This window comes from Streptococcus mutans (genome assembly GCF_006739205.1).
Lineage (GTDB): Bacteria > Bacillota > Bacilli > Lactobacillales > Streptococcaceae > Streptococcus > Streptococcus mutans.
In genome coordinates this window covers 348,832-370,053 of sequence record NZ_AP019720.1, presented here as the reverse complement: position 1 = coordinate 370,053, position 21,222 = coordinate 348,832, and the positions used below count along the sequence as shown (strand labels likewise).

At 37.8% G+C, this 21,222-nt stretch carries 19 protein-coding genes and 1 pseudogene; 6 read left to right on the top strand and 14 right to left on the bottom strand.

Features of this window, described 5'->3' with window-relative positions:
• Positions 1-173 precede the first annotated feature (173 nt).
• Both FNL60_RS01940 and FNL60_RS01935 read left to right on the top strand, forming a co-directional pair.
• Positions 174-824: a TetR/AcrR family transcriptional regulator gene (locus FNL60_RS01940; RefSeq protein ID WP_002267153.1), complete on the top strand. Its 651-nt coding sequence runs from the start codon at positions 174-176 to the stop codon at positions 822-824.
• Positions 802-1,912: pseudogene (locus FNL60_RS01935) on the top strand (nucleotide disphospho-sugar-binding domain-containing protein). Before FNL60_RS01940 ends, FNL60_RS01935 begins: the two are co-directional and overlap by 23 nt.
• A gap of 35 nt (positions 1,913-1,947) precedes the next feature.
• Here FNL60_RS01935 and FNL60_RS01930 read toward each other — a convergent pair.
• From FNL60_RS01930 to FNL60_RS01895, 8 genes are all read right to left on the bottom strand, one after another.
• Positions 1,948-2,856 carry a DMT family transporter gene (locus FNL60_RS01930; protein ID WP_002267155.1) on the bottom strand — a complete coding sequence of 303 codons (909 nt, stop codon included), beginning with the start codon at positions 2,854-2,856 and terminating at the stop codon, positions 1,948-1,950.
• An 81-nt stretch (positions 2,857-2,937) separates the two neighbouring features.
• Complete coding sequence (gatB, locus tag FNL60_RS01925) at positions 2,938-4,371, bottom strand: Asp-tRNA(Asn)/Glu-tRNA(Gln) amidotransferase subunit GatB (RefSeq protein WP_002267156.1); 1,434 nt, start codon at positions 4,369-4,371, stop codon at positions 2,938-2,940.
• On the bottom strand, positions 4,371-5,837 hold the full coding sequence (gatA, locus tag FNL60_RS01920; protein WP_002263829.1) for an Asp-tRNA(Asn)/Glu-tRNA(Gln) amidotransferase subunit GatA: 1,467 nt from the start codon (positions 5,835-5,837) through the stop codon (positions 4,371-4,373). Before gatA ends, gatB begins: the two co-directional genes overlap by 1 nt.
• Entirely contained in the window at positions 5,837-6,139 is a 303-nt protein-coding gene (gene gatC, locus FNL60_RS01915) for an Asp-tRNA(Asn)/Glu-tRNA(Gln) amidotransferase subunit GatC (protein ID WP_002263475.1), read from the bottom strand. Before gatC ends, gatA begins: the two co-directional genes overlap by 1 nt.
• A 126-nt stretch (positions 6,140-6,265) precedes the next feature.
• Positions 6,266-8,017, bottom strand: coding sequence for an aspartate--tRNA ligase (gene aspS / locus FNL60_RS01910; RefSeq protein ID WP_002263474.1), 1,752 nt, complete (start codon positions 8,015-8,017; stop codon positions 6,266-6,268).
• A gap of 257 nt (positions 8,018-8,274) precedes the next feature.
• Positions 8,275-8,826 (bottom strand): cysteine hydrolase family protein, encoded by a 552-nt coding sequence (locus FNL60_RS01905; protein ID WP_002263473.1) that lies wholly within the window; start codon positions 8,824-8,826, stop codon positions 8,275-8,277.
• A gap of 1 nt (position 8,827) precedes the next feature.
• Positions 8,828-9,613, bottom strand: coding sequence for a GTP-sensing pleiotropic transcriptional regulator CodY (gene codY, locus FNL60_RS01900; protein WP_002263472.1), 786 nt, complete (start codon positions 9,611-9,613; stop codon positions 8,828-8,830).
• Between the two features lie 108 nt (positions 9,614-9,721).
• Positions 9,722-10,936 carry a pyridoxal phosphate-dependent aminotransferase gene (locus FNL60_RS01895; RefSeq protein WP_002263471.1) on the bottom strand — a complete coding sequence of 405 codons (1,215 nt, stop codon included), beginning with the start codon at positions 10,934-10,936 and terminating at the stop codon, positions 9,722-9,724.
• A 176-nt stretch (positions 10,937-11,112) separates the two neighbouring features.
• On the opposite strand from FNL60_RS01895, the gene FNL60_RS01890 reads away from it, so the two are divergent.
• Together FNL60_RS01890 and FNL60_RS01885 are read left to right on the top strand one after the other, a co-directional pair.
• Complete coding sequence (locus tag FNL60_RS01890; RefSeq protein ID WP_002279914.1) at positions 11,113-11,649, top strand: biotin transporter BioY; 537 nt, start codon at positions 11,113-11,115, stop codon at positions 11,647-11,649.
• Between the two features lie 97 nt (positions 11,650-11,746).
• Positions 11,747-12,196, top strand: a complete 450-nt coding sequence (locus FNL60_RS01885) for a universal stress protein (RefSeq protein ID WP_002263469.1) — start codon at positions 11,747-11,749, stop codon at positions 12,194-12,196.
• A gap of 277 nt (positions 12,197-12,473) precedes the next feature.
• On the opposite strand, the gene FNL60_RS01880 is transcribed toward FNL60_RS01885, so the two are convergent.
• The gene (locus FNL60_RS01880; protein WP_002268948.1) at positions 12,474-13,859 is read right to left on the bottom strand and encodes a Cof-type HAD-IIB family hydrolase; all 1,386 of its coding nucleotides are present in this window, start codon (positions 13,857-13,859) and stop codon (positions 12,474-12,476) included.
• A 72-nt stretch (positions 13,860-13,931) separates the two neighbouring features.
• Here FNL60_RS01880 and FNL60_RS01875 point away from each other — a divergent pair, with 72 nt between their 5' ends.
• Positions 13,932-14,891 (top strand): asparaginase, encoded by a 960-nt coding sequence (locus FNL60_RS01875; protein ID WP_002264939.1) that lies wholly within the window; start codon positions 13,932-13,934, stop codon positions 14,889-14,891.
• Positions 14,892-14,917: 26 nt separating this feature from the next.
• Positions 14,918-15,082, top strand: coding sequence for a hypothetical protein (locus FNL60_RS01870; protein WP_002263466.1), 165 nt, complete (start codon positions 14,918-14,920; stop codon positions 15,080-15,082).
• Positions 15,083-15,224: 142 nt separating this feature from the next.
• Here the strand turns inward: FNL60_RS01870 and recG are convergent, their stop codons facing one another.
• The 5 genes from recG to FNL60_RS01845 all read right to left on the bottom strand — a co-directional run bounded on the left by recG (position 15,225) and on the right by FNL60_RS01845 (position 21,221).
• Positions 15,225-17,240: an ATP-dependent DNA helicase RecG gene (gene recG / locus FNL60_RS01865; RefSeq protein WP_002279913.1), complete on the bottom strand. Its 2,016-nt coding sequence runs from the start codon at positions 17,238-17,240 to the stop codon at positions 15,225-15,227.
• Positions 17,241-17,412: 172 nt separating this feature from the next.
• Positions 17,413-18,528, bottom strand: a complete 1,116-nt coding sequence (alr, locus tag FNL60_RS01860; RefSeq protein WP_002279912.1) for an alanine racemase — start codon at positions 18,526-18,528, stop codon at positions 17,413-17,415.
• Positions 18,525-18,884: a holo-ACP synthase gene (gene acpS, locus FNL60_RS01855; protein WP_002263463.1), complete on the bottom strand. Its 360-nt coding sequence runs from the start codon at positions 18,882-18,884 to the stop codon at positions 18,525-18,527. The genes alr and acpS overlap by 4 nt, the downstream gene beginning before the upstream one ends.
• A 269-nt stretch (positions 18,885-19,153) precedes the next feature.
• Complete coding sequence (locus tag FNL60_RS01850) at positions 19,154-20,188, bottom strand: 3-deoxy-7-phosphoheptulonate synthase (RefSeq protein ID WP_002311767.1); 1,035 nt, start codon at positions 20,186-20,188, stop codon at positions 19,154-19,156.
• A 1-nt stretch (position 20,189) separates the two neighbouring features.
• Complete coding sequence (locus FNL60_RS01845) at positions 20,190-21,221, bottom strand: 3-deoxy-7-phosphoheptulonate synthase (RefSeq protein WP_002312074.1); 1,032 nt, start codon at positions 21,219-21,221, stop codon at positions 20,190-20,192.
• Position 21,222 lies beyond the last annotated feature (1 nt).

The window sequence follows — 21,222 nt, the reverse complement described above, 5'->3', positions numbered from 1 at the left end:
ATGTTTTTAGAATTTTTACAATATATCTAAATTGTTTCATATGTATTTCGTCCCAAGGATTATAGAAAAGTTTATTCCTTAGATTATTAAGTTTGACATTTCCAATCTAAAGCGTTACTATAATCTAAAAAACAGACTGTTGGTCTGTTTTATGAAAAAGAAGGGACTACACGTTGAAACAAGAAGCAAAAACGCAATTATCTAAAAAGAGAATTGCCCAAACAGCGATGACATTATTCTTGCAAAAGGGTTATGAAGAGACAACAATGCGGGAAATTGTCCACAAGAGCGGACGTTCAAAAGGCGCTATCTATCATCATTTTTCCAGTAAGCAAGAGATTCTAAATTTTCAAATCAGTCTGGAAATGGACAATCTAAGGCAATGTCTAGATGCTCTCATCAGCAATAATCAGTTAAATGCCCAACAAAAATTTAAGGGTATCCTAACTTATTTTTTTGAAAATCCTTCATTAACAGAATTAACCAGACTTCATTGGGCTGAGAAACTCCCTTTTGCCCTTTTAGAAACGTTAAAAAATTCTCTAACGGTGGTTGCCCAATACATTGAAGCTATCATCCAGCAGGAAATAAAAGAAAAAAAGCTTAACTGTCAGTACTCTAAAGAACTTTCAGAAATCTTTGTTTTACTGTTTGATATTTGGCTGGATCCTTCTATTGTTGACTTTGATTATCAGACAGCTTGTCAAAGGATTGATTTTATCGCACTTTTACTGGAAAAATTCGGCCTTCCTCTTTTAGATGAAAACGATAAAAACAAACTTAAAAATGGATTAAAACACTATGATGAAAAAAACACACTATAACATTTTAATGGTTAATCTTCCTTTTTCCGGCCATACCAATCCGACTTTATTGGCAAAGTAAGATTGAAAGAACAGGTGCACATTTTGTTCCTTATGTCCATTATCCAGATTCGTTATCAGAAAGGCAAAAGAACGTTAAAAGCTGGTCAGCTGCCTATCAGACTGTCTTACGTATGGGTAAAGATTACGATTGTTTGCTTTATGAAATGCTATTCTTTCCAGGAAAAGCTCTGGCGGACAGACTGAATATTCCAGCTTATCGGCTATTCTCAACTTTTTCCTTAAATGAAAAAATTCTGTCAGAATTTGGGAAAACAGGTGGCTTTTATCTGACCAGTATTTTTCGCTTCACTTTTCTGCGCCATCTTTTATCAAGAAAATTGCAAAGAACCTTTCAGCTGGCTTATGATGATCTTGCTAAGGAAATCAGTCTTAATACTCCCGAACTCAATTTCACGTATACAGTACGGGAATTTCAAATTGATGCTGATACGTTTGATGAAAATCACTATCAATACGTTGGGCCTTCCATCAATCGTCCTGTCGAGCCGCCTTTTGATTTCACACCTTTTAAAAATCCGATTGTTTATATTTCATTAGGTACTCTCCTCAATCGCTCTGTCTCCTTTTTTAAAAAATGTATCAAGGCTTTTGAAAATGAGCCCTACTCTATCATTATTTCACTTGGAAATAGGATTAAAAAAGAACAACTAGGAACAATGCCAGCCAATGTTCATCTTTATTCTTTCGTTCCTCAACTCCAAATCTTGGAAAGAGCTTCACTTTTTCTTACTCATGGTGGCATGAACAGTGTTAATGAAGCTATCTATTATGGCTGCCCTATGCTAGTGATTCCTGTTGGCAATGATCAGCCTCGAGTCGCCCAGCAAGTTTCTGATTTACATTTAGGAAAATACCTTAAACGTCACAACTTAAATCCTCAAGAAATCAAACAAGCAGCCCATACAATTCTTAAAGATTCTTCTTACAAAAATACTATCTTGCATTTTCAAAAGATTGCTCAAACTGCTGGCGGAAATACCCTAATAGCTCAAACTATTATCAAAGATTTACAAACCAAACCTTAATCAAATAGGTTCATGCAAAAAATCTGAGATGGAACTCATATTTTTTCTTTATTGGTTGCTAATAAGTCTCTGATAGAAATGATAAGAACGGCTAGTATAATCAACAGCATGCCTAGGAAATCGATGGGATAAAAAATTTCTTTCATAAGAGTAACTGAGAAAAAGACTGCTGCCACTGGTTCAATAGAAGCCAGAAGACTGCCTTTTACAGCACCAATCAGACTGACTCCCTTCAAAAAAGAAGTGTAAGCAAAAACACTGCCAACAATGATTAAACCAACATAAGCCAACAGGTTATTTGCCTGAAATTGAGGATTGTATTGCCAAGACTGAGAGACAAGACTAAATACCAGACCTCCCAGCAGCATACCCAATCCAATAACTAAGAGACTGCCCCATTCTTGAATGAGTTTAATGGGAAGAAACATATACAGAGTATAAGTCACAGCAGAAAAGAGTCCCCAAAAGAGACCAGCTGGGGTTAGAGCCAAATTGCCTAACTGTCCGTGTGTAGCTATGATAAATGTTCCCAAAATAGCTAAAAGAATGGCAGCAAGTTCACCTATAGTTGGCAAACTGCGATTCTTAAAACAAATAATTGTCAAAACTAAAACAGGTGCCATATATTGTAGGACAGTTGCCGTTCCAGCATTAGTATAATGAATAGCCTGCAAATAACTAAATTGATTCAGAAGCAGTCCACAAATGCTAAAACCAAAAATCCCTACTAACATCTTTTTATCCTCTAGAATAGCTTTGATCTGCTGAGGCTGTTGCCAAATGACAACTCCAATTAAAAGTAGCCCTGATATCAATAAACGCAAAGAAGTCAATAAATAGACAGAAATGCCCTGCTTCATTAAAAATTGGCCCGACACTCCTGATATGCCCCAAGCAATGGCTGCTAGAACAACAAGAACCGTTCCCTTAAACGATTTCTTCATACTTACTCCCAAAATACATTTTTCTTTATTTTAGCATAATTTTGCAGCAAAAAAATCGGTTGCTACCGATTTTTTAGTTTATTATAATTTTGCCAATTCTTCATTAAGCAATTTTTGCGCGACTTGTGGGTTGGCTTGTCCTCTTGTGGCTTTCATAATTTGACCAACTAGAGATTTGGCTGCATTTTTGTTGCCGCCTTTGTAGTCATTCAAAGCTTTTTCGTTATTGGCAAAGACTTCTTGGATGATTGGCAGAAGCTGTGCTGGATCAGAGATTTGAATAAGACCTGCTGATTTGACATATTCTTTGGCAGAACCGCCATTTTTAGCTAAATGAACGAAGACCTTCTTCGCAATTTTAGAAGAAATGGTTCCATCTGCTACTAACTGAAGCATTTCAGTCAAATTTTCAGGTGTCAAACCGATTTGATCAATGGTTTGGTTTTCAGCATTGAGATATTGAGCGATGTCTCCTTGCAACCAATTAGAAGCTGTTTTCGCATCTGCACCTTGAGCAAGAGCTGCTTCAAAGAAATCTGAAATCGCTTTTGAGTTGGTCAGTTGGGCAGCATCATAAGCTGATAGACCTAAATTATTGACATACTTAGCACGGCGTTCTTTTGGAAAGGCTGGTAATTCTGCTCGAACTTTTTCAATCCACTCATCTTCAATTTCAAAAATTGGTAGATCTGGTTCTGGGAAGTAGCGATAATCTGCTGAACCTTCTTTGACACGCATTAACAAGGTTTCCCCTGTTGCTTCATCATAACGGCGTGTTTCTTGCTGAATTTGACCTCCAGAACGAAGGACTTCTGCCTGACGTTTTTCTTCATAGGCCAAACCGCGACGAACAAAATTGAAAGAGTTCAAGTTTTTCAACTCAGTCTTGACACCAAATGATTCCTGTCCATAAGGACGGATAGAAATGTTGGCATCCACCCGCATGGATCCTTCTTCCATTTTGACATCTGAAATTCCTGTGTATTGGATAATTTCTTTAAGGGCTGTTAAATAAGCATAAGCTTCCTCAGGTGAACGCATATCAGCTTCTGATACGATTTCAATCAAAGGGACCCCTTGACGGTTGAGGTCAACATAAGAATAACCATCAACACCGTGCGTATTTTTCCCAGCATCTTCTTCCAAGTGAGCGCGTTCAATGCGAATTTTCTTGGTGCTGCCATCTTCTAATTCAATTTCAATCCAACCGTTGTAGCCGATAGGTTCATCAAATTGTGAAATTTGGTAGGCTTTGGGATTGTCAGGATAAAAATAATTCTTGCGGTCAAAGTGCATGCGTTGGTGAATGTCCATATTGAGAGCAAGTGCAGCCTTGATGCCATAATCAATAACACCCTTATTCATAACAGGCAAGACACCTGGAAATGACCAGTCAACGATATTCGTATTAGCATTTGGATCCTCTCCAAAATGTGCTGGTGCAGGTGAAAAAATTTTAGAATTTGTTTTTAATTCAACATGGACTTCTAATCCAATGATAGTTTCAAAATTCATTAGTTGCCACCTCCAAAAATAACTGGTTGTTGTTTATGATAATCCGTACTTGCTTCAAAAGCTGCCGCTGCTTGATAGATGGTTTGCTCAGCAAATGGTTTTCCAATTAGTTGCATACCAACAGGCAATCCTTCCACAAAACCAGCAGGTATAGAGATGCCTGGCAGACCAGCTAAGTTTACTGGAATAGTTAACAAGTCAGCTAAATACATAGCAACAGGATCTTGGTGTTGAGAGTCCAAGTCATAAGCCACAGTTGGTGCTGTTGGACCTAAAATTAAATCGTAGTTGGCAAAAACCTTCTTGAAATCTTCCATGATAAGTGTTCGTACTTGACCAGCTTTCTTGAAATAGGCATCATAATAACCTGAAGAAAGACTGAAAGTTCCCAGCATAATACGACGCTTCACTTCTTCACCAAAGCCTTCGCTGCGGGTGTTGACATAGACATCATCCAGATTTTCGTAATCGTCGGTGCGATAGCCATAGCGAATGCCATCGAAACGTTGCAAGTTTGAAGAGGCTTCCGATGAAGCAATAATATAGTAAACGGCAACACCGTATTTACTGTGTGGCAGACTGACTTCCTCAACGATAGCACCTAAGCTTTCTAGATGCTTAGCAGCTTTCAGAATCGTTTCCTTAACCTTTTCATCAATTCCTTGACCAATATATTCTTTAGGAAGGGCAATTTTCATTCCCTTGATGTCCTTACCAATGAACTGCGTAAAATCAGGTACTTTTACTTGTGAAGAGGTTGAATCTTTCTTATCATTTCCTGAAATAACATTAAGCAATTGGGCATTTTCTTTAACCGTTTGTGAGAATGGCCCAATTTGATCCAATGAAGAACCAAAAGCAATCAAACCAAAACGTGATACACGACCGTAAGTTGGCTTGATTCCAACGACACCATTAAAAGCAGCAGGTTGACGAATAGAACCACCTGTATCAGAACCAAGTGACAAACGTACCTGACCAGAAGCGACTGCTGTTGCAGAACCGCCTGAAGAACCACCAGCTACTTTCTCTTGATTCCAAGCATTTTTAGTCAACTTGAAATAGGAGTTTTCAGTAGAACCACCCATGGCAAATTCATCCATATTGGTTTTACCGACAATAATCATATCCCTGCCATAAAGCTTTTCAACAGAAGTGGCATCAAAGATAGGTTTATAGTTATAAAGCATTTTTGAGGCAGCAGTTGTTAAGATATTTTTGGTCGAAATATTGTCCTTGACTGCCAAAGGAATCCCCGACATAACATTATCTGCATCAATTCCCTTTTCATCAATAGCAGCAGCCTGTGCTAATGCTTCTTCTTGTGTTACAGTGATAAAAGAACCTACTGTTTCTTCACGTTCCTTGATATCTTCTAAAGTAGCCTTGGTTAATTCTAGCGCTGAAACTTCCTTATTAACAAGAAGGTCATGCAATTCATCAATGGATTTATGATTAAAAGTCATTAGGCATCTCCTCCTTCATCAATGATAGCTGGCACTTTAATCAGACCATCTTCGTGTTCAGGAACATTTTTAAAGAGTTGTTCACGATCCCAACCTGCTACAGAAACATCTTCTCGCATATAATTAATATTATCTGCGACATTTGATGTAAAAGGAACACCTTGCGTATCAACTTCATTTAGTAATTCCACCATATCAACAATCTTAGTCAAAGTTGTTGCAAATTCTGTTGTTTCATCATCTGAGAATTTTAACTTAGAAAGGTTAGCCACATGGCGAACTTCTTCTTCGGAAATTTTCATTCTTTTCTCCTTATTTTTCTAGTCTAATCATTTTGTTTATGCTTAACAAAGCTAATCACCTATGTTAATTAAAACAAAACTCTATATATTTCACTAACTGTCTTATTTTACCACAAATTCAGCTACTTAGTCACGCAAAGCTAGGCGCAATTCTGCCAGCTGCTGGTCTGCAACCAAACTTGGACTCTCAAGCATGGCATCAGCACCTTGACCATTTTTAGGAAAGGCAATCACTTCGCGGATATTTTCTTCTTCTGCTAGAATCATTACTAAACGATCAAGTCCCAAAGCTAGACCTCCATGGGGTGGGAAACCATATTCCAAAGCCTCTAGGAAAAAACCAAAGTCTCGCTCATAATCTTCTTTCTTCATGCCAAGCAATTCAAACATCGCTTCTTGAGCACTACGTTTATGAATACGCAGACTGCCGCCGCCGATTTCATAACCATTTAAAACAATATCGTAGGCACGACTCATCATTTTCTCTGGATTTTCTTTCCAATCACTACCATCTTCAAAGGCTCCTTGAGTGAAAGGATGGTGCATGGCTTGATAACGATTCAAATCCTCATTCCATTCCAAAAGTGGCCAATCAACAACCCAAAGGAAATTCAGTTTATCGTTATCAATCAACTCTAAATCCTTAGCCAATCTGACACGAAGACCACCCAAGGCTTCTTGAACACGTTTGAGAGAACCCGTTACAAAGAAAATCATATCGCCATCTTCAGCTTCAAAAAGTTCCAACAATTCTGTATTATGATCTTTAAAAGTAGACTTCAAAGATCCTGTCACCTGACCCTTTTCTATTGTTGCAGTTGCAAAACCAGCAACTCCAAAATCCATGACCAATTGCTTCAGCGTAGCCATTTGACGATTTGTGAAGGCCTTAGCAGCATTCTTAGCACAGATTCCCATAACCACGCCATTTTCTTTTTTAAGACCTTTTTGTAGGAAGAGAGAAGTATTTCCTCTGGAAAGTTCTGTTAAATCCTTAAGTTCCATAGCAAAACGGGTATCTGGCTTATCAGAACCAAAACGACGCATGGCTTGTGCATAAGAAATTATCGGAAAGGCTTCCGTCAATTCAATACCTTTGCTCGCCTTAACAACAGCCTTAAGCATGCCTTCAACAAGATTGCGAACATCTTCCTCACTAACAAAGCTCATTTCCAAATCGACCTGAGTAAATTCAGGCTGGCGATCACCACGTAAGTCTTCATCACGGAAACAACGTACAATTTGATAATAACGCTCAAGACCAGCTCCCATCAAAAGTTGCTTCAACATCTGTGGACTCTGTGGCAAAGCATAGAATTGATTTTTAAAGACGCGTGATGGTACCAAGAAGTCACGCGCTCCTTCTGGTGTTGACTTGGTTAAATAAGGTGTCTCGACATCAATGAAGTCAGCCTGATTGAGATAATCACGAATGGCTTTGGTAACTTGATGACGCAGCTTCAAATTAGCTGTCATCTTCTCACGGCGCAAATCTAAATAACGGTATTTCTGGCGAATATCTTCACCAGCATGAGCGTGATTGTCCAATTCAAAAGGCAAGAGTTTACTGCTGGCAATGATTTCGATTGTTTCCGCTCGTAATTCAACCTGTCCGGATTTAATATGAGGATTCACAAAACGCTCATCACGTGCCACAATCTCACCTGTTACGGCTAAAATACTTTCCTTATGCAGATCATGAAGCTTATCAAAGTCAGCAACAGCGCTGTCTACAAACACTTGCAGCAGACCTTCACGATCTCGAAGTTCAATGAAAGCCAGTTTCCCATGATTTCTGATATTGGCAACCCAGCCCTTAGCTGTTACTTTTTGCCCAACTTGTTCCAATCCATAATTTCCAATAAATAATTCTTTCATGATGTCCTCTTCTTCGTAAAATAAAAAGCACCACCTTCATCTAAACAGACGAAGACCGTGGTGCCACTGTTATTTGTCATCAATAAATTGATAACCTCTTGATTCGTAACGTGAATAAAACGCCTATATTTAAGATAGGAGATTAAAGCATGTTCTTCAGGCTCTTTTGACTAGACATCACTCTCAGCAGCGGATGCTCTCTGGACAAGTCGCAAGGCTTACTCTACTTCTCTTCATATTTAATTTTTGATTGTTAACTATTCTATTATAGTTGCACCAAGCACATTTTGCAAGTGGTTTAGCGCAAATTGATGATTTTCTTGACTTAGGGAAGCAACCGCTGACTGAACCACCTCAATTTGATAACCAAGATTATACGCATCAATAGCTGTATGCAAAACACAAATATCTGTCAAAACACCCGTCAGAACCACAGTATCAACACGACGCTCTCGCAGGCGAATATCCAAATCCGTTCCCGAAAAGGCAGAATAATGGCGCTTGTCCATCCAAAAGACACGTTTATCGTTTTCATGCTTTTGATAGAAATCAGCTAGCGCCCCATACAAATCACGTCCGCTTGTACCCTTAATATTATGTGGTGGAAACAGCTTCGTTTCAGGATGAAAATCATCACCTTCATCATGACCATCAATGGTGAAAAAGATATAATCACCATTATCATAAGCTTTTTGAGTGACTTGAGCAATAGCTTTAGAGATAGCTTGAGCTGGCTTTCCCGCTGTTAATTTCCCATCATCGGCAACAAAATCATAGGTATAATCAATTGAAATCAGTGCTTTACTCATTTTAACTATAGTCCTTTAATTTATCAAAAATACCTTCATTAATAACTTTGAGATAAGTACCTTTCATACCTAAGGAACGACTTTCAATAATACCGGCACTTTCTAACTTTCTAAGAGCATTAACAATCACGCTACGTGTAATACCGATACGATCAGCAATAACCGATGCGGTCAAGCGACCTTCATTGCCATCTAATTCATTGAGAATAGCTGCGACAGCTTTCATTTCTGAATAAGACAAGGTATTAATCGCCATATTAATAGCAGTCTGCTTACGAATTGTTTCTTCAAGATTTTCTGTCTGCAAGTTCAATAATTGAATTCCAACAACAGTAGAAGAAATCTCAATTAGAATCAAATCGTCATCATTGAATTCTTTATCATTACGCCAGATAATAAGAGAACCAAGACGCATACCGCCGCCATAGATGGGAGCAATAGTCGTCAAGCCATCAGGATAGATATCTTTTGATTCAATTGGAAAAATGGTCAAATCATTTTCAACCGACAGATTGGCTTCTGTATCATAAATACGGCTGGCCGATTTTACATAATCATCAGGTAATTTTTTAGCTTGGAAAAATTCTTCAACACGATCTGTATTGGTTTTATACTTCATAGCATAGCCGAGAATAATACCACTACCATCAATAATACAAGCATTACAATCAATAATTTCAGCCAATTGATCTGCAATCGTATTATAAGGCAAATCACTTTGAAGGCTCTCAACCGAGCGTTGTAAAATGGATGTAATACGTCGCGTTTTCGATAATAAATTAGCCATAATTCACTCTTTCTTTGATAGTCGAAACTATTATATCAAAGCTTTTTTTAGAATGCAAATAATTGTCAGAAAATTCCTTACTATTCGACAATTTTCATGAAAGCCCTTTTATTTCCGATATTGCCCTAGGAAGCGTGTCATCTTTTCTTGAATCTTAGAGAGCTCTTCAACACGCGGTAAATAAACAATACGGAAATGATCTGGTTCCATCCAGTTAAAGCCGCGTCCATGAACAAGAAGGATTTTTTCCTGTTTGAGAAAATTCAGAACAAATTGCTCATCATCATCAATCCGATACATATTACGGTCAATTTTGGGGAAAATATAAAGTCCCGCCTGAGGTTTTACCGCTGTGATTCCAGGGATTTCATTCATAGCTTTATAAATAAAATTACGCTGTTCATAAATACGGCCACCCGGCAAAAGAAGTTCATCAATAGACTGAACACCGCCCAAAGATGTTTGAATAACTTGTTGAGCCAGAACATTAGAACAAAGGCGCATATTTGAAAGCATGTTAAGGCCTTCAATATAATCTTTGACATGTTTTTTAGGCCCAGATAAAACCATCCAACCTACACGGAAACCTGCAATACGATGGGATTTTGACAAACCATTCATAGAAACACAAAAAAGATCCGGTGCAAGACTGGCAATAGCCACATGTTCCCCACCATCCATGACCAGACGATCATAAATCTCATCAGCAAAAATAATTAAATCATTCTGACGAGCAACTTCAACGATATCTTCTAATACATCTTTGGGATAAAGAGCCCCTGTAGGGTTATTAGGATTGATAACCACAAGAGCTTTCGTATTTGAAGTGATTTTAGACTTAATATTATCAATATCTGGATACCAATTGGAACTTTCATCACAGACATAATGAACAGCCTGACCTCCTGCCAGGCTAACAGCAGCCGTCCACAGTGGATAATCAGGCATGGGGACTAAAACTTCGTCACCGTCATCTAAAAGTCCTTGCATAGACATAGTAATCATTTCCGATACACCATTGCCAATATAGATGTCATCAACATCAACATCAGGAATATTTTTAAGCTGACAATATTGCATAATAGCTTTACGAGCTGAAAAGATTCCCTTCGAATCTGAATAACCTTCGCTCTCACGCGCATTCATAATTAAATCCCGAATAACCTCATCAGGTGCTGTTAATCCAAAAGCGGCAGGATTTCCTGTATTAAGACGCAAGATTTTCTCCCCATTAGCAATCATACGATCGGCTTCTTCTAATACTGGACCGCGAATATCATAGGCCACATGTTCAAGTTTAGCAGACTTATTAAATTCTTTCATCATTTTACCTCGCTGATTGCTTTGTTACATTAGTGTCATTATTGTAGCGCATTTTACTTAAAATCGCAATTTTGGAATGGATATATCGTTGTACAATTCTTGCTTTTAAAGAAAAAATATGCCATAATATAGTTAACCAATATATTTATTTTAGTTAACTAAAAGGAGTTATCACTATGAAAACAAAGTCCACTGTTCTAATAGCCATGATGATTGCTATTATTATTGCACTTGGATTTATTCCCGGTATCCCTTTAGGGTTTATTCCAGTCCCCATTATCTTGCAGAATATGGGTATCATGCTAGCTGGAGCATTGCTAGGCCCTAAACGTGGATTTTTAACTGTCCTCATTTTCCTTCTCTTAGTTGCTTTAGGACTTCCTATTCTTTCTGGAGGACATGGTAATATGGCTGTCTTTATAGGACCTTCAGCAGGCTATTTATTAGCTTATCCTTTTGCTGCCTTCTTCATTGGTCTGATCACTGAAAAATTAGACAATCCTTCCTTCTTAGTAGAATTTATTTGCATCTGGTTGATTGGTTTCTTATTTATTGATGCTATGGGAGCAATTGGTTTAACAATCCAATCACACCTTCCTATTGACAAGTCTTTACTAAGCAATCTTGTCTTTATCCCTGGTGATACCATAAAAGTATTAATCGTTACTTTTATTCATCGCAGGTTTAAAAACAATCCTTTACTCCAAGTGTAAATAAACTAAGTAAAGCTGAACTAAAGTCTCGAAAACATTTTACTTTTTTTCAGAAAAGGGTTACAATATAATAAAAGAGGAGATGGAGGTTCAACTTATGTCCAGCTATAAAAATATCCTAGTTGCCATTGATGGCTCCTACGAATCAGAGCTTGCCTTTGAAAAGGGTGTCAGTGTCGCACTTAGAAATGATGCTAATTTGCTTTTAACACATGTCGTTGATACACGAGCTCTTCAAAGTGTTGCAACGTTTGATGCTTATATTTATGAAAAGTTGGAACAAGAAGCTCACAGTGTTCTGGATGATTATGAAAACCAAGCCCGTGAAAGAGGCCTAGAAAAGGTTAGGCAGATTATCGAATTTGGAAACCCAAAACCTCTGTTAGCTACTGAAATTCCTGAACGAGAACATGTTGACCTCATTATGTTGGGAGCAACAGGTCTCAACGCTTTTGAACGACTTTTAATCGGTTCTTCATCCGAATATATCCTTCGCCACGCCAAGGTTGATTTATTGGTCGTTCGTGATCCCGAAAAAACATTATAATGATTAAAACAAGAGGCTGGGCAAAAACTCAGTTTTTAATCAATTAAGTAACTGGCAACAACGTAAAAAAGCTTAAAACCAATGTTTTTGATAACTTGGTTTTAAGCTTTTTTACTATTGGGAATTTTTTCTTCAGACTCAACAAATCAAGAGCAGTGAGGATTGAACAAAATAAAAGCCAGTATAGCTGGTAATATGGCCTATAACCCTTGACCAAACCACCGTTAGATAGGTGTTCATGATTTTTGAGATCTTTAGTAATCCCTTTTACTTATGTTCATTTACGATGCTGTAAGGATTTCTGGATTTGACGATCCAATTCTCTTTTGATGGCTGGTTCAGGTGCAAAGCGCTCTTCCCAGTCATCAGGCTTTAAAATTTTATGTGTTTCTGGATCAAAATGAGCCTTACCATCTGGAAAGATCTTTCCAATATTAGCTTCATGTACTGTATCAAAAAATGGTTTAGGGTCTACTCCCATTAATACAAAGGAACCATAAGTGAGATACAATAAATCAATCAAAGCATCTACTTGTCCAACTAAAGGCGTTTCTGGATGCGGCTTTGACAAAACTTTCTCTGCAGCCTTATCAACCGCTTTATGAAGTCTAGCAAGTGCTTGAGCAAATTCTTCCTTATCACCGTTACTTGTAGCATATAAGAATTCAACAATTTCTTCAGCTTTAAAAGCTGAACGGTGCCCACCTTCAACAATGTCGTAAATTCTAGGTATTTCACAGGTTTCGCCATCCATTAGTTGATGAAAATCTTTGACTTTATTAAAATTGTCATCACTACTTGAAAAGACTCTATCTGTTTTTTGATGGATAACACCAAAATGTGCTAGAGCCTGAGAAATACCATCATTATTATTGCTAGCAGTTGTATAGTCCGCAATCGTTTTGACTTGTTCAGTAGCATTGCCCATAGCAACACTTATCCCAACTCCTGATAACATTTCAAGATCGTTATCAGAATCACCAAAAGCCATGACTTCTTCTATTTCAATATCAAATTCTCTGGCAACACATAAAACACCCTTTATTTTGGACATGCCTTTAGAAATTAAATCAGCAGAGTACGGGCTACTGCGAGTAATGGTCAAATGGGGGAATTTTTTAGCAATAATGTCACTTTGTTCCTTAGTTGCCACCAAAACAATTTGAAAGATAGGCTGGCGCATAATGGTCATCAAACTATTTAAGCTCTGTGGTTTAACACGACGAACTACATGTTTAAAACTACGAGTAATCGTTTTAGTCCACCTTTTGGGAACCATACGACTGATCCATTGACCAAAACGACTGGTTCCCATGTTAATGATATTAGAACCAACAAGACCAGAACTCGTTCCCAGAGAAATTTCTCGCCTTTGTTCACTGGCGTATTTAATAAGACGATAAACTGTTGATTTGGGTAACTGATTTTGGTATAAAATACGATCGCGCGTGAAAATATATTGACCATTATAAGTGATAGCAAAATCAAGCCCTAAATTTTCCATAAAAGGCGCTACAAAAGCCGGACCCCGACCAGTTGCTACACCAACGAAGATGCCTTGTTTTTTCATATTTGCAATTGCATCTTGTGTCGATTTCTGAACCTGTTTTCGATCATTTAAAAGCGTCCCATCAATATCAAAAAAGACAGCCTTAATTGCCACAATATTACCTTTCATATTCTTTAATTTATGTTAAAATATAGTATAACACAATTTGAAAGAATTTTAAAAATCATGAAAAGAATCCTTGTTTTACATACTGGAGGAACCATTTCCATGCATGCTGATAAGGCTGGTAGGGTTGTTCCAGACAGTGATAACCCTATGAACCATGCCAGTGTCAAACTTGATGATATTCAGATTAATGCTATTGATTTTTTTAACATTCCCAGTCCGCAAATAACAGTGGAGCATATGCTTTTATTGACTCAAAAAATCAGAGAAACAGCTGGCTTATACGATGGCGTGGTTATTACACATGGAACAGACACTTTAGAAGAGACTGCTTACTTCCTAGACACTATGATTTTGCCACAAATTCCCATTGTTTTGACTGGAGCTATGCGTTCTTCCAATGAGTTAGGGAGTGATGGTGTTTACAATTACTTATCTGCCCTTCGTGTTGCCAGCCATGACAATGCTGCTGACAAGGGAGTTCTTGTCGTCATGAATGATGAAATTCATGCTGCCAAATACGTTACCAAAACACATACTACTAATGTTTCTACTTTTCAAACACCTACACATGGACCGCTTGGTATCATTATGAAACATGATATTCTCTTTTTCAAAACAGCTGAACCGCGGGTTCGTTTTCGCCTAGAATCTTTAACAGGAACTGTTCCCATTATCAAGGCATACGCTGGTATGGGTGATTGGCTTTTAAATATTTTAGATAAAAGCAGTATTGATGGTTTGGTTGTTGAAGCTCTAGGTGCTGGTAACCTTCCACCCGAGGCTGCTCAAAGCATTACCAAGCTCATTCAAGAAGGAATTCCTGTCGCTCTCGTCTCTCGATGTTTTAACGGGATTGCAGAGCCTGTCTACGCTTACCAAGGTGGCGGTGTCAAACTGCAAGAAGCAGGTGTCATGTTTGTTAGGGAACTCAATGCCCCTAAGGCCAGACTCAAACTTCTCATTGCTCTCAACGCTGGCCTCAAGGGGCAAGAATTAAAAGAATACATAGAAGGTTAAACAGAAAAAAAGTTTGGAGAATAATTATGAAGCTTAATATTACTGCTACAGACAAGTCTAAAAATCAGCACTTTAACTATTCTCTAGAATTATCCAGCAAGCAAGTTCAAAATACGACCTTAATTATTTGCGGCACAGTTTTGTTAGGTATTCTTTTCAAATCCTATTTAAAGAGCCAAAAATCAGTCTAATCTTACTATCTTTATATCCTCAAATATAAAAGAGAGTCCTCTTTCTAATTAATGAATAAGAAGGGCTCTTTTTTAATATGAAATCTGCAATAATAGATTCGAGACATTTCTAATTCATTCATATTTTAAATACCATAAAACCTTAATCCAAAATTTCTTTTTGCTTAAGATTTTGCACAAGAATTGCCCATCGTTTATCTTGACACCAATCTTTAACGGCCACAATTTGACTAGCCACTTTTCTAGCCTCTTCTAAAATAGGGTAATCTTCCACAATATCAGCCACCTGAAATTCAGGAATGCCAGATTGACGAACACCAAAAATTTCTCCTGAACCACGCATTTTTAAATCTTCTTCAGCCAAAACAAAGCCATCTGTTGTTTTTGTCATAATGCGCATGCGATTTTTCCCAGTATCCGTTTTAGGATTAGCAACTAAAATGGCATAGGATTGCTTTTCTCCACGTCCTACACGTCCTCGTAATTGATGCAATTGACTAAGACCAAAACGATCGGCATCCATAATAATCATAATCGTAGCATTAGGTACATTGACCCCAACTTCAATGACAGTTGTTGAAACCAGAATATCAATACTGCCCTTTTTGAAAGCCTGCATAATGGCTTCTTTTTCATCATTTTTCATACGACCATGCATAAGAGCAATATTAGCAGACGACGCAAAATAAGCTTTTAAGTCTTCTTCTAAAGCGACAGCATTTTTCAAATCCAAGGTTTCAGACTCCTCAATCAAAGGTGAAATGACATAGACTTGTGCCTTTTTCTTGAGCTGTTCTTTAACCCAAGGCAGAACTTTATCTAACTGTTCATGCTTAACCCAACGTGTAACAATCGGTTTGCGACCTGCTGGCAATTCATCAATAAGAGAAACATCCATTTCGCCAAAGGCAGTAATAGCCAAGGTTCTAGGAATAGGTGTGGCTGTCATCATGAGAACATCAGGATTCTCTCCCTTTTCCCTAAACAGTCGCCTTTGCTTAACACCAAATCGATGTTGTTCATCCGTAATAACTAAGCCTAATTTATGGTAATCAACACCTTCTTGAATGAGAGCGTGGGTACCAACAATCATATCTACTGAGCCATCAGCGATAGCTGCTAAGGCTGAACGTCTTACAGCAGCCTTCATTCCAGACGTCAAAAGTGCAATTGAAAGTTCAGGAAATAAAGTCCTTAAACTTTCATAATGTTGTTCCGCTAAAATTTCCGTAGGAACCATCAAAGCAGACTGCAGACCTGCACTATAGGCTGCATACATAGCAAGACTGGCAATGACTGTCTTACCAGAACCGACATCTCCCTGTAAAAGCCGATTCATATGAGCGCCAGACTCCATATCTGCCAGAATTTCGTCTAAGCTCCTTTTTTGGGCATTCGTCAAGGCAAAAGGCAAATCAGCTATTTTAGCAGCCACTTGATCGTGATCATAAGTAATAAGCAGACCATTTGATTCTGATTTATTATTTGCTTTAAGAACCTGCAAATTGAGTTGAAAATAAAAGAGTTCCTCAAATTTGATGCGGCGCAAGGCTTGTTTATATTCTTCCAAATCTTTCGGAAAATGCATAGCCCGCGTAGCTGTTTGTCTGTCTAACAAACGATATTTATCAAGCAGAATCTGCGGTAAATTTTCAGATAAAAAGCGTAAATAGCCAGCATCAAAAACAGATTGAATAGCCTTAATCAGAGCTGACTGTGATATTCCTTGTGCCACATGATAAACAGGCTGCATATCATCTGTCACTTGAGCCAAAATCTTCATGCCCGTAAGAGCTGACTTCTTTTGATCCCATTTTCCAAAAATAGCAATATCCTGATCAAGCTCCACCTTATCTTGTAAATAAGGCTGATTAAAAAAAGAAACAGCAATAACAGCTTCATCTTGTTTTATTTTAAAAGATAGACGATTGCGTTTAAACCCATAATATTGTACATTAGCTGGGGTCACTACTTTTCCAGTAACAACAGCTTTTTCACCATCTAACAAATCTAAAACAGATTTTGCCTTAAAGTCCTCATAACGAAAAGGATAGTAAAGCAACAAATCCTCAATGGTATAAATGCCTAATCTATGAAATTTTTCTGCAGACTTAGGACCTAATCCCTTTAAAACCGCAAGTGATGACTGTAAGTCCATAAGTACCTCTCCAATGATTTTTATTATATTATAACAAAAAATAGCTCTATGATTCTGTAATGGGTAATATCCGTTTTGGATACATAGGGAATATAACTTATATTCAAAGAGTATGACAGTAGCTCATTATCAGCTATAGTGAGTTGTTAATAAGCCAAAAAAGTTCAGCCACTTAACTGAACTTTTTATCATATTTGCGAGGAACTCGGTCACTGATCAAACAGAGCACTTCATAATTAATCGTCTCTCGTTTTTCAGCGACATCTGTTGCTGAAATCGTTTCATGACCATCCTGTCCAATTAAGGTGACTTTGGTTCCTAAAGGATAAGTTTTAGGTAAACGAATAGTGATTTGATCCATGGACACGCGCCCCACAATCTCACAATAGTGACCATCTACCAAAACATGAAAACCTTGCAAATCTCTTGTCCAACCATCAGCGTAACCAACAGGGACGGTTCCAATAATTTCAGCCTGACTGGCAGTATAAGTCGCACCATAGCCAACTGTATCACCAGCTTGCACTTCTTTGACCTGAACAAGAGCGGATGTCAACTCTAATGCTGGCTTTACTTCATAAGGTAATTCAAGTGCATTGCCACTAGGATTGAGTCCATACATCACTATTCCCAGGCGAACAGCATTCATTACTGTATCACTATGCCAAATACTTGTAGCAGAGTTAGAAGCATGTACTGTTTGAGGTTTGTAATCCAATTGACTGATAAGGGTGGTAAACATTTCTAACTGTTGACTGAATTTAACAGTAGAAGCTTCATCTGCTGTTGCAAAATGGGTAAAGATACCATTAACAGTCGCTCCCGCCTTCTGCAAACCTGCAATAAGCTGATTCGCTTCTGCAGTACTGCGAACTCCAATTCTTCCCATACCAGAATCGACTTTTACATGTACTGAAAGACCAGCTAAATCAATGTTTTCTGTCTGTACTTTATCAAACCAATCTAAGTCAGCAACTGTAATAGTAATATTTTCTTTTTTAGCCAGAGCAACTTCCTCAGGAAGAAGGACACCCAAAATTAAAATAAAATCATTCAGACCAGCCTGACGCAATTCCAAGGCCTCATCTAAATTAGAAACACAAAAACCGTCAACTTGCTTTTGAATGGCTTGAGCCACCTGAACAGCACCATGTCCATAAGCATTGGCTTTAACCACAGCAAAAGTTTTGGCTGCTTTTGGAATATGGTGTTGAACTTGTTCAATATTAAATTTGATACGATCTAAATGAACTAAAGCTGTTGTCGGACGATGGTAACTAGCAATCATAAGTTATTCTCCTCCAAAATAACACTGGCCTCAACATAATTTTTAGAATGAGAAATACTGATAAAAATATTTCCCGAAAAGGGAGACTTTGTAAAAATCGGTGCTCCTTTATTATTAGCCAAAATTTCTAAATCTTGAAAGCGCAAAGAACCAATGCCACTGCCATAAGCCTTTGAAAAGGCTTCTTTAGCAGCCCAACGTCCTGCTAAATACTCTACTTGACGCCTACCTTTGAGACTAGTGAAAATTTCTAATTCTTTAAATGTTAAAACTTTGCTGGCAAAGCGTGAACTTCTCTCATGAGCTCTCTGAACAGCAGCAATATCTTGTAAATCAATTCCGTGTCCTATTATCATAGTATCTTTCTAAAAGAGGCTGGAATATCCTTCCCCAACCTCTTTGCTGTATTTTTAATTGAAATGAGAGTGGAATAAAAAGCGCTAAATCGCAATTTCATTACGATTTATCGTCCTGCTTTCCGAAAAGTTGATTAAGTATTGACATAAACTGATGTTCATGGGATTAAATAAAAACCAATCAGCCACTGCGTTAAACTGAAATGACGATACAGTAAAAAAGTCAGAACACTTTTGTCTTAATTTCTTCAATTTTTTGATATTAACAATTATTTTGCTTTGAGAGTATGGTAAATCTCATAAATCAACTGTTGAGTATTTTCCCAACCCAAACAAGGATCCGTAATAGACTTGCCAAAAACTTCTGGCTTATCCTGACGACCATCTTCTAGATAAGATTCAATCATAAAGCCGCGAACATACTTATTGATTTTATCATTCCAGTCACGGTTAATAAGGGTTTGCCGAACAATTCTTACTTGTTCCAAATAATTTTTGCCAGAGTTATCATGATTGGTATCAACAACAATAAAGGGATTGATTAAATTCATATTTTCATACTGTTGGATCAGTTTTAAGAGAACGTCATAATAGTAATTAGGTTCATAGTCACCATGCTCATTGCTGCCTCCGCGCAGAATAACATGAGCCAAGGAATTGCCGTCTGTTTCTACTTCTGCTCCATTATAGATAAAATTTTGTGAATTTTGTGCTGCATGTAAAGCATTAAGCATAACCTTGAGATTACCAGACGTTGGATTTTTCATACCAGTAGGCACATCAATGCCTGAAGCCACAAAGCGATGTTCCTGATCTTCAACCGAACGAGCACCAACAGCATGATAAGAAACCAAATCATCTACTAAGACAAGATTAGAAGGGTAAAGCATTTCATCTGCTGTTGTCAATCCTGTCTCAGTAATCACACGATAATGCAAATTACGAACAGCATGAATGCCATTAATCAAATCTGGCAATTTAGAAGTATTTGGTTGATGAATGAGGCCTTTATAACCATCACCATTAGTACGTGGCTTTGCCGTATAAACACGCATCACCATAAAGATGCGATCTTTAACTTCTTCCTGCAATTTAGCAAGACGTTTAGCATACTCAAGAACAGCTTCTTCATTATCTGATGAACAAGGACCAATAATCAAGAGTAAACGGTTGTCCTCTCCCTTGATAATGGAAACCAATTCACGATCACGTGCTTCTTTCTTAGCCAAATCCTGACCTTTTAATTGCGTGCCTTGTTTAACCGTGAAAAGATCTATGGTTTTGCTTTTTTGATGAATACCCATTTTAATTTCCTAAAGTATCATAAATTTCATGAACCAATTGTTGAGTATTTTCCCAACCCAAACAAGGATCCGTAATAGACTTGCCAAAAACTTCTGGCTTATCCTGACGACCATCTTCTAGATAAGATTCAATCATAAAGCCGCGAACATACTTATTGATTTTGTCATTCCAGTCACGGTTAATAAGGGTTTGCCGAACAATTCTTACTTGTTCCAAATAGTTTTTGCCAGAGTTATCATGATTGGTATCAACAACAATAAAAGGATTTTGCAGCCCCATCTTTTCATACTGTTCAATCGTATCTAAAACATTGTCATAATAATAATTTGGAATATTTTTTCCATATTCATTAACGCCGCCACGTAAGATAACGTGAGCTGTAGGATTGCCGCTGGTTTCAACTTCTTCGCCATTGAAAAGGAACGATTGTTTATTTTGCGCAGCATAAATACCATTAAACATGATATTAAGATTTCCTGATGTTGGATTTTTCATGCCAGTAGGCACATCAATGCCTGAAGCTACAAAACGGTGTTGTTGATCCTCAACTGAACGGGCACCAACTGCAATATAGGATACTAAATCATCAATCAAAGGAAGGTTTTCAGGATAGAGCATTTCATCTGCTGTTGTAATACCCGTTTCAGTAATCACACGATAATGCAGATGGCGTACAGCTGTAATACCGTTAATCAGACTGGGAGCCGCGCCTGTATTAGGTTGATGGACCATTCCTTTGTAGCCATCACCATTAGTGCGTGGCTTTGCCGTATAAACACGCATCACCATAAATATGCGATCTTTAACTTCTTCCTGCAATTTAGCAAGACGTTTAGCATACTCAAGAACAGCTTCTTCATTATCTGATGAACAAGGACCAATAATCAAGAGTAAACGGTTGTCCTCTCCCTTGATAATGGAAACCAATTCACGATCACGTACTTCCTTTTGGGCTAAAGCTTCACCTGTTAATTTTGACAAGCTCTGCATTTCTTCTATATTAATTTTATCACTAGTTGCTTTAAAAGACATT

Bases quoted from the DNA above. Each gene is read 5' to 3' on its own strand.
- FNL60_RS01870 (WP_002263466.1), top strand. From the start codon at position 14,918: ATGAAGCTTAATATTACTGCTACAGACAAGTCTAAAAATCAGCACTTT.
- FNL60_RS01850 (WP_002311767.1), bottom strand. From the start codon at position 20,188: ATGGGTATTCATCAAAAAAGCAAAACCATAGATCTTTTCACGGTTAAA.
- codY (WP_002263472.1), bottom strand. From the start codon at position 9,613: ATGGCTAATTTATTATCGAAAACGCGACGTATTACATCCATTTTACAA.
- FNL60_RS01885 (WP_002263469.1), top strand. From the start codon at position 11,747: ATGTCCAGCTATAAAAATATCCTAGTTGCCATTGATGGCTCCTACGAA.
- FNL60_RS01890 (WP_002279914.1), top strand. From the start codon at position 11,113: ATGAAAACAAAGTCCACTGTTCTAATAGCCATGATGATTGCTATTATT.
- gatC (WP_002263475.1), bottom strand. From the start codon at position 6,139: ATGAAAATTTCCGAAGAAGAAGTTCGCCATGTGGCTAACCTTTCTAAG.
- FNL60_RS01845 (WP_002312074.1), bottom strand. From the start codon at position 21,221: ATGTCTTTTAAAGCAACTAGTGATAAAATTAATATAGAAGAAATGCAG.
- FNL60_RS01875 (WP_002264939.1), top strand. From the start codon at position 13,932: ATGAAAAGAATCCTTGTTTTACATACTGGAGGAACCATTTCCATGCAT.
- acpS (WP_002263463.1), bottom strand. From the start codon at position 18,884: ATGATAATAGGACACGGAATTGATTTACAAGATATTGCTGCTGTTCAG.
- FNL60_RS01930 (WP_002267155.1), bottom strand. From the start codon at position 2,856: ATGAAGAAATCGTTTAAGGGAACGGTTCTTGTTGTTCTAGCAGCCATT.
- aspS (WP_002263474.1), bottom strand. From the start codon at position 8,017: ATGAAAGAATTATTTATTGGAAATTATGGATTGGAACAAGTTGGGCAA.
- recG (WP_002279913.1), bottom strand. From the start codon at position 17,240: ATGGACTTACAGTCATCACTTGCGGTTTTAAAGGGATTAGGTCCTAAG.
- FNL60_RS01905 (WP_002263473.1), bottom strand. From the start codon at position 8,826: ATGAGTAAAGCACTGATTTCAATTGATTATACCTATGATTTTGTTGCC.
- gatA (WP_002263829.1), bottom strand. From the start codon at position 5,837: ATGACTTTTAATCATAAATCCATTGATGAATTGCATGACCTTCTTGTT.
- gatB (WP_002267156.1), bottom strand. From the start codon at position 4,371: ATGAATTTTGAAACTATCATTGGATTAGAAGTCCATGTTGAATTAAAA.
- alr (WP_002279912.1), bottom strand. From the start codon at position 18,528: ATGATTGCTAGTTACCATCGTCCGACAACAGCTTTAGTTCATTTAGAT.
- FNL60_RS01895 (WP_002263471.1), bottom strand. From the start codon at position 10,936: ATGAAAGAATTTAATAAGTCTGCTAAACTTGAACATGTGGCCTATGAT.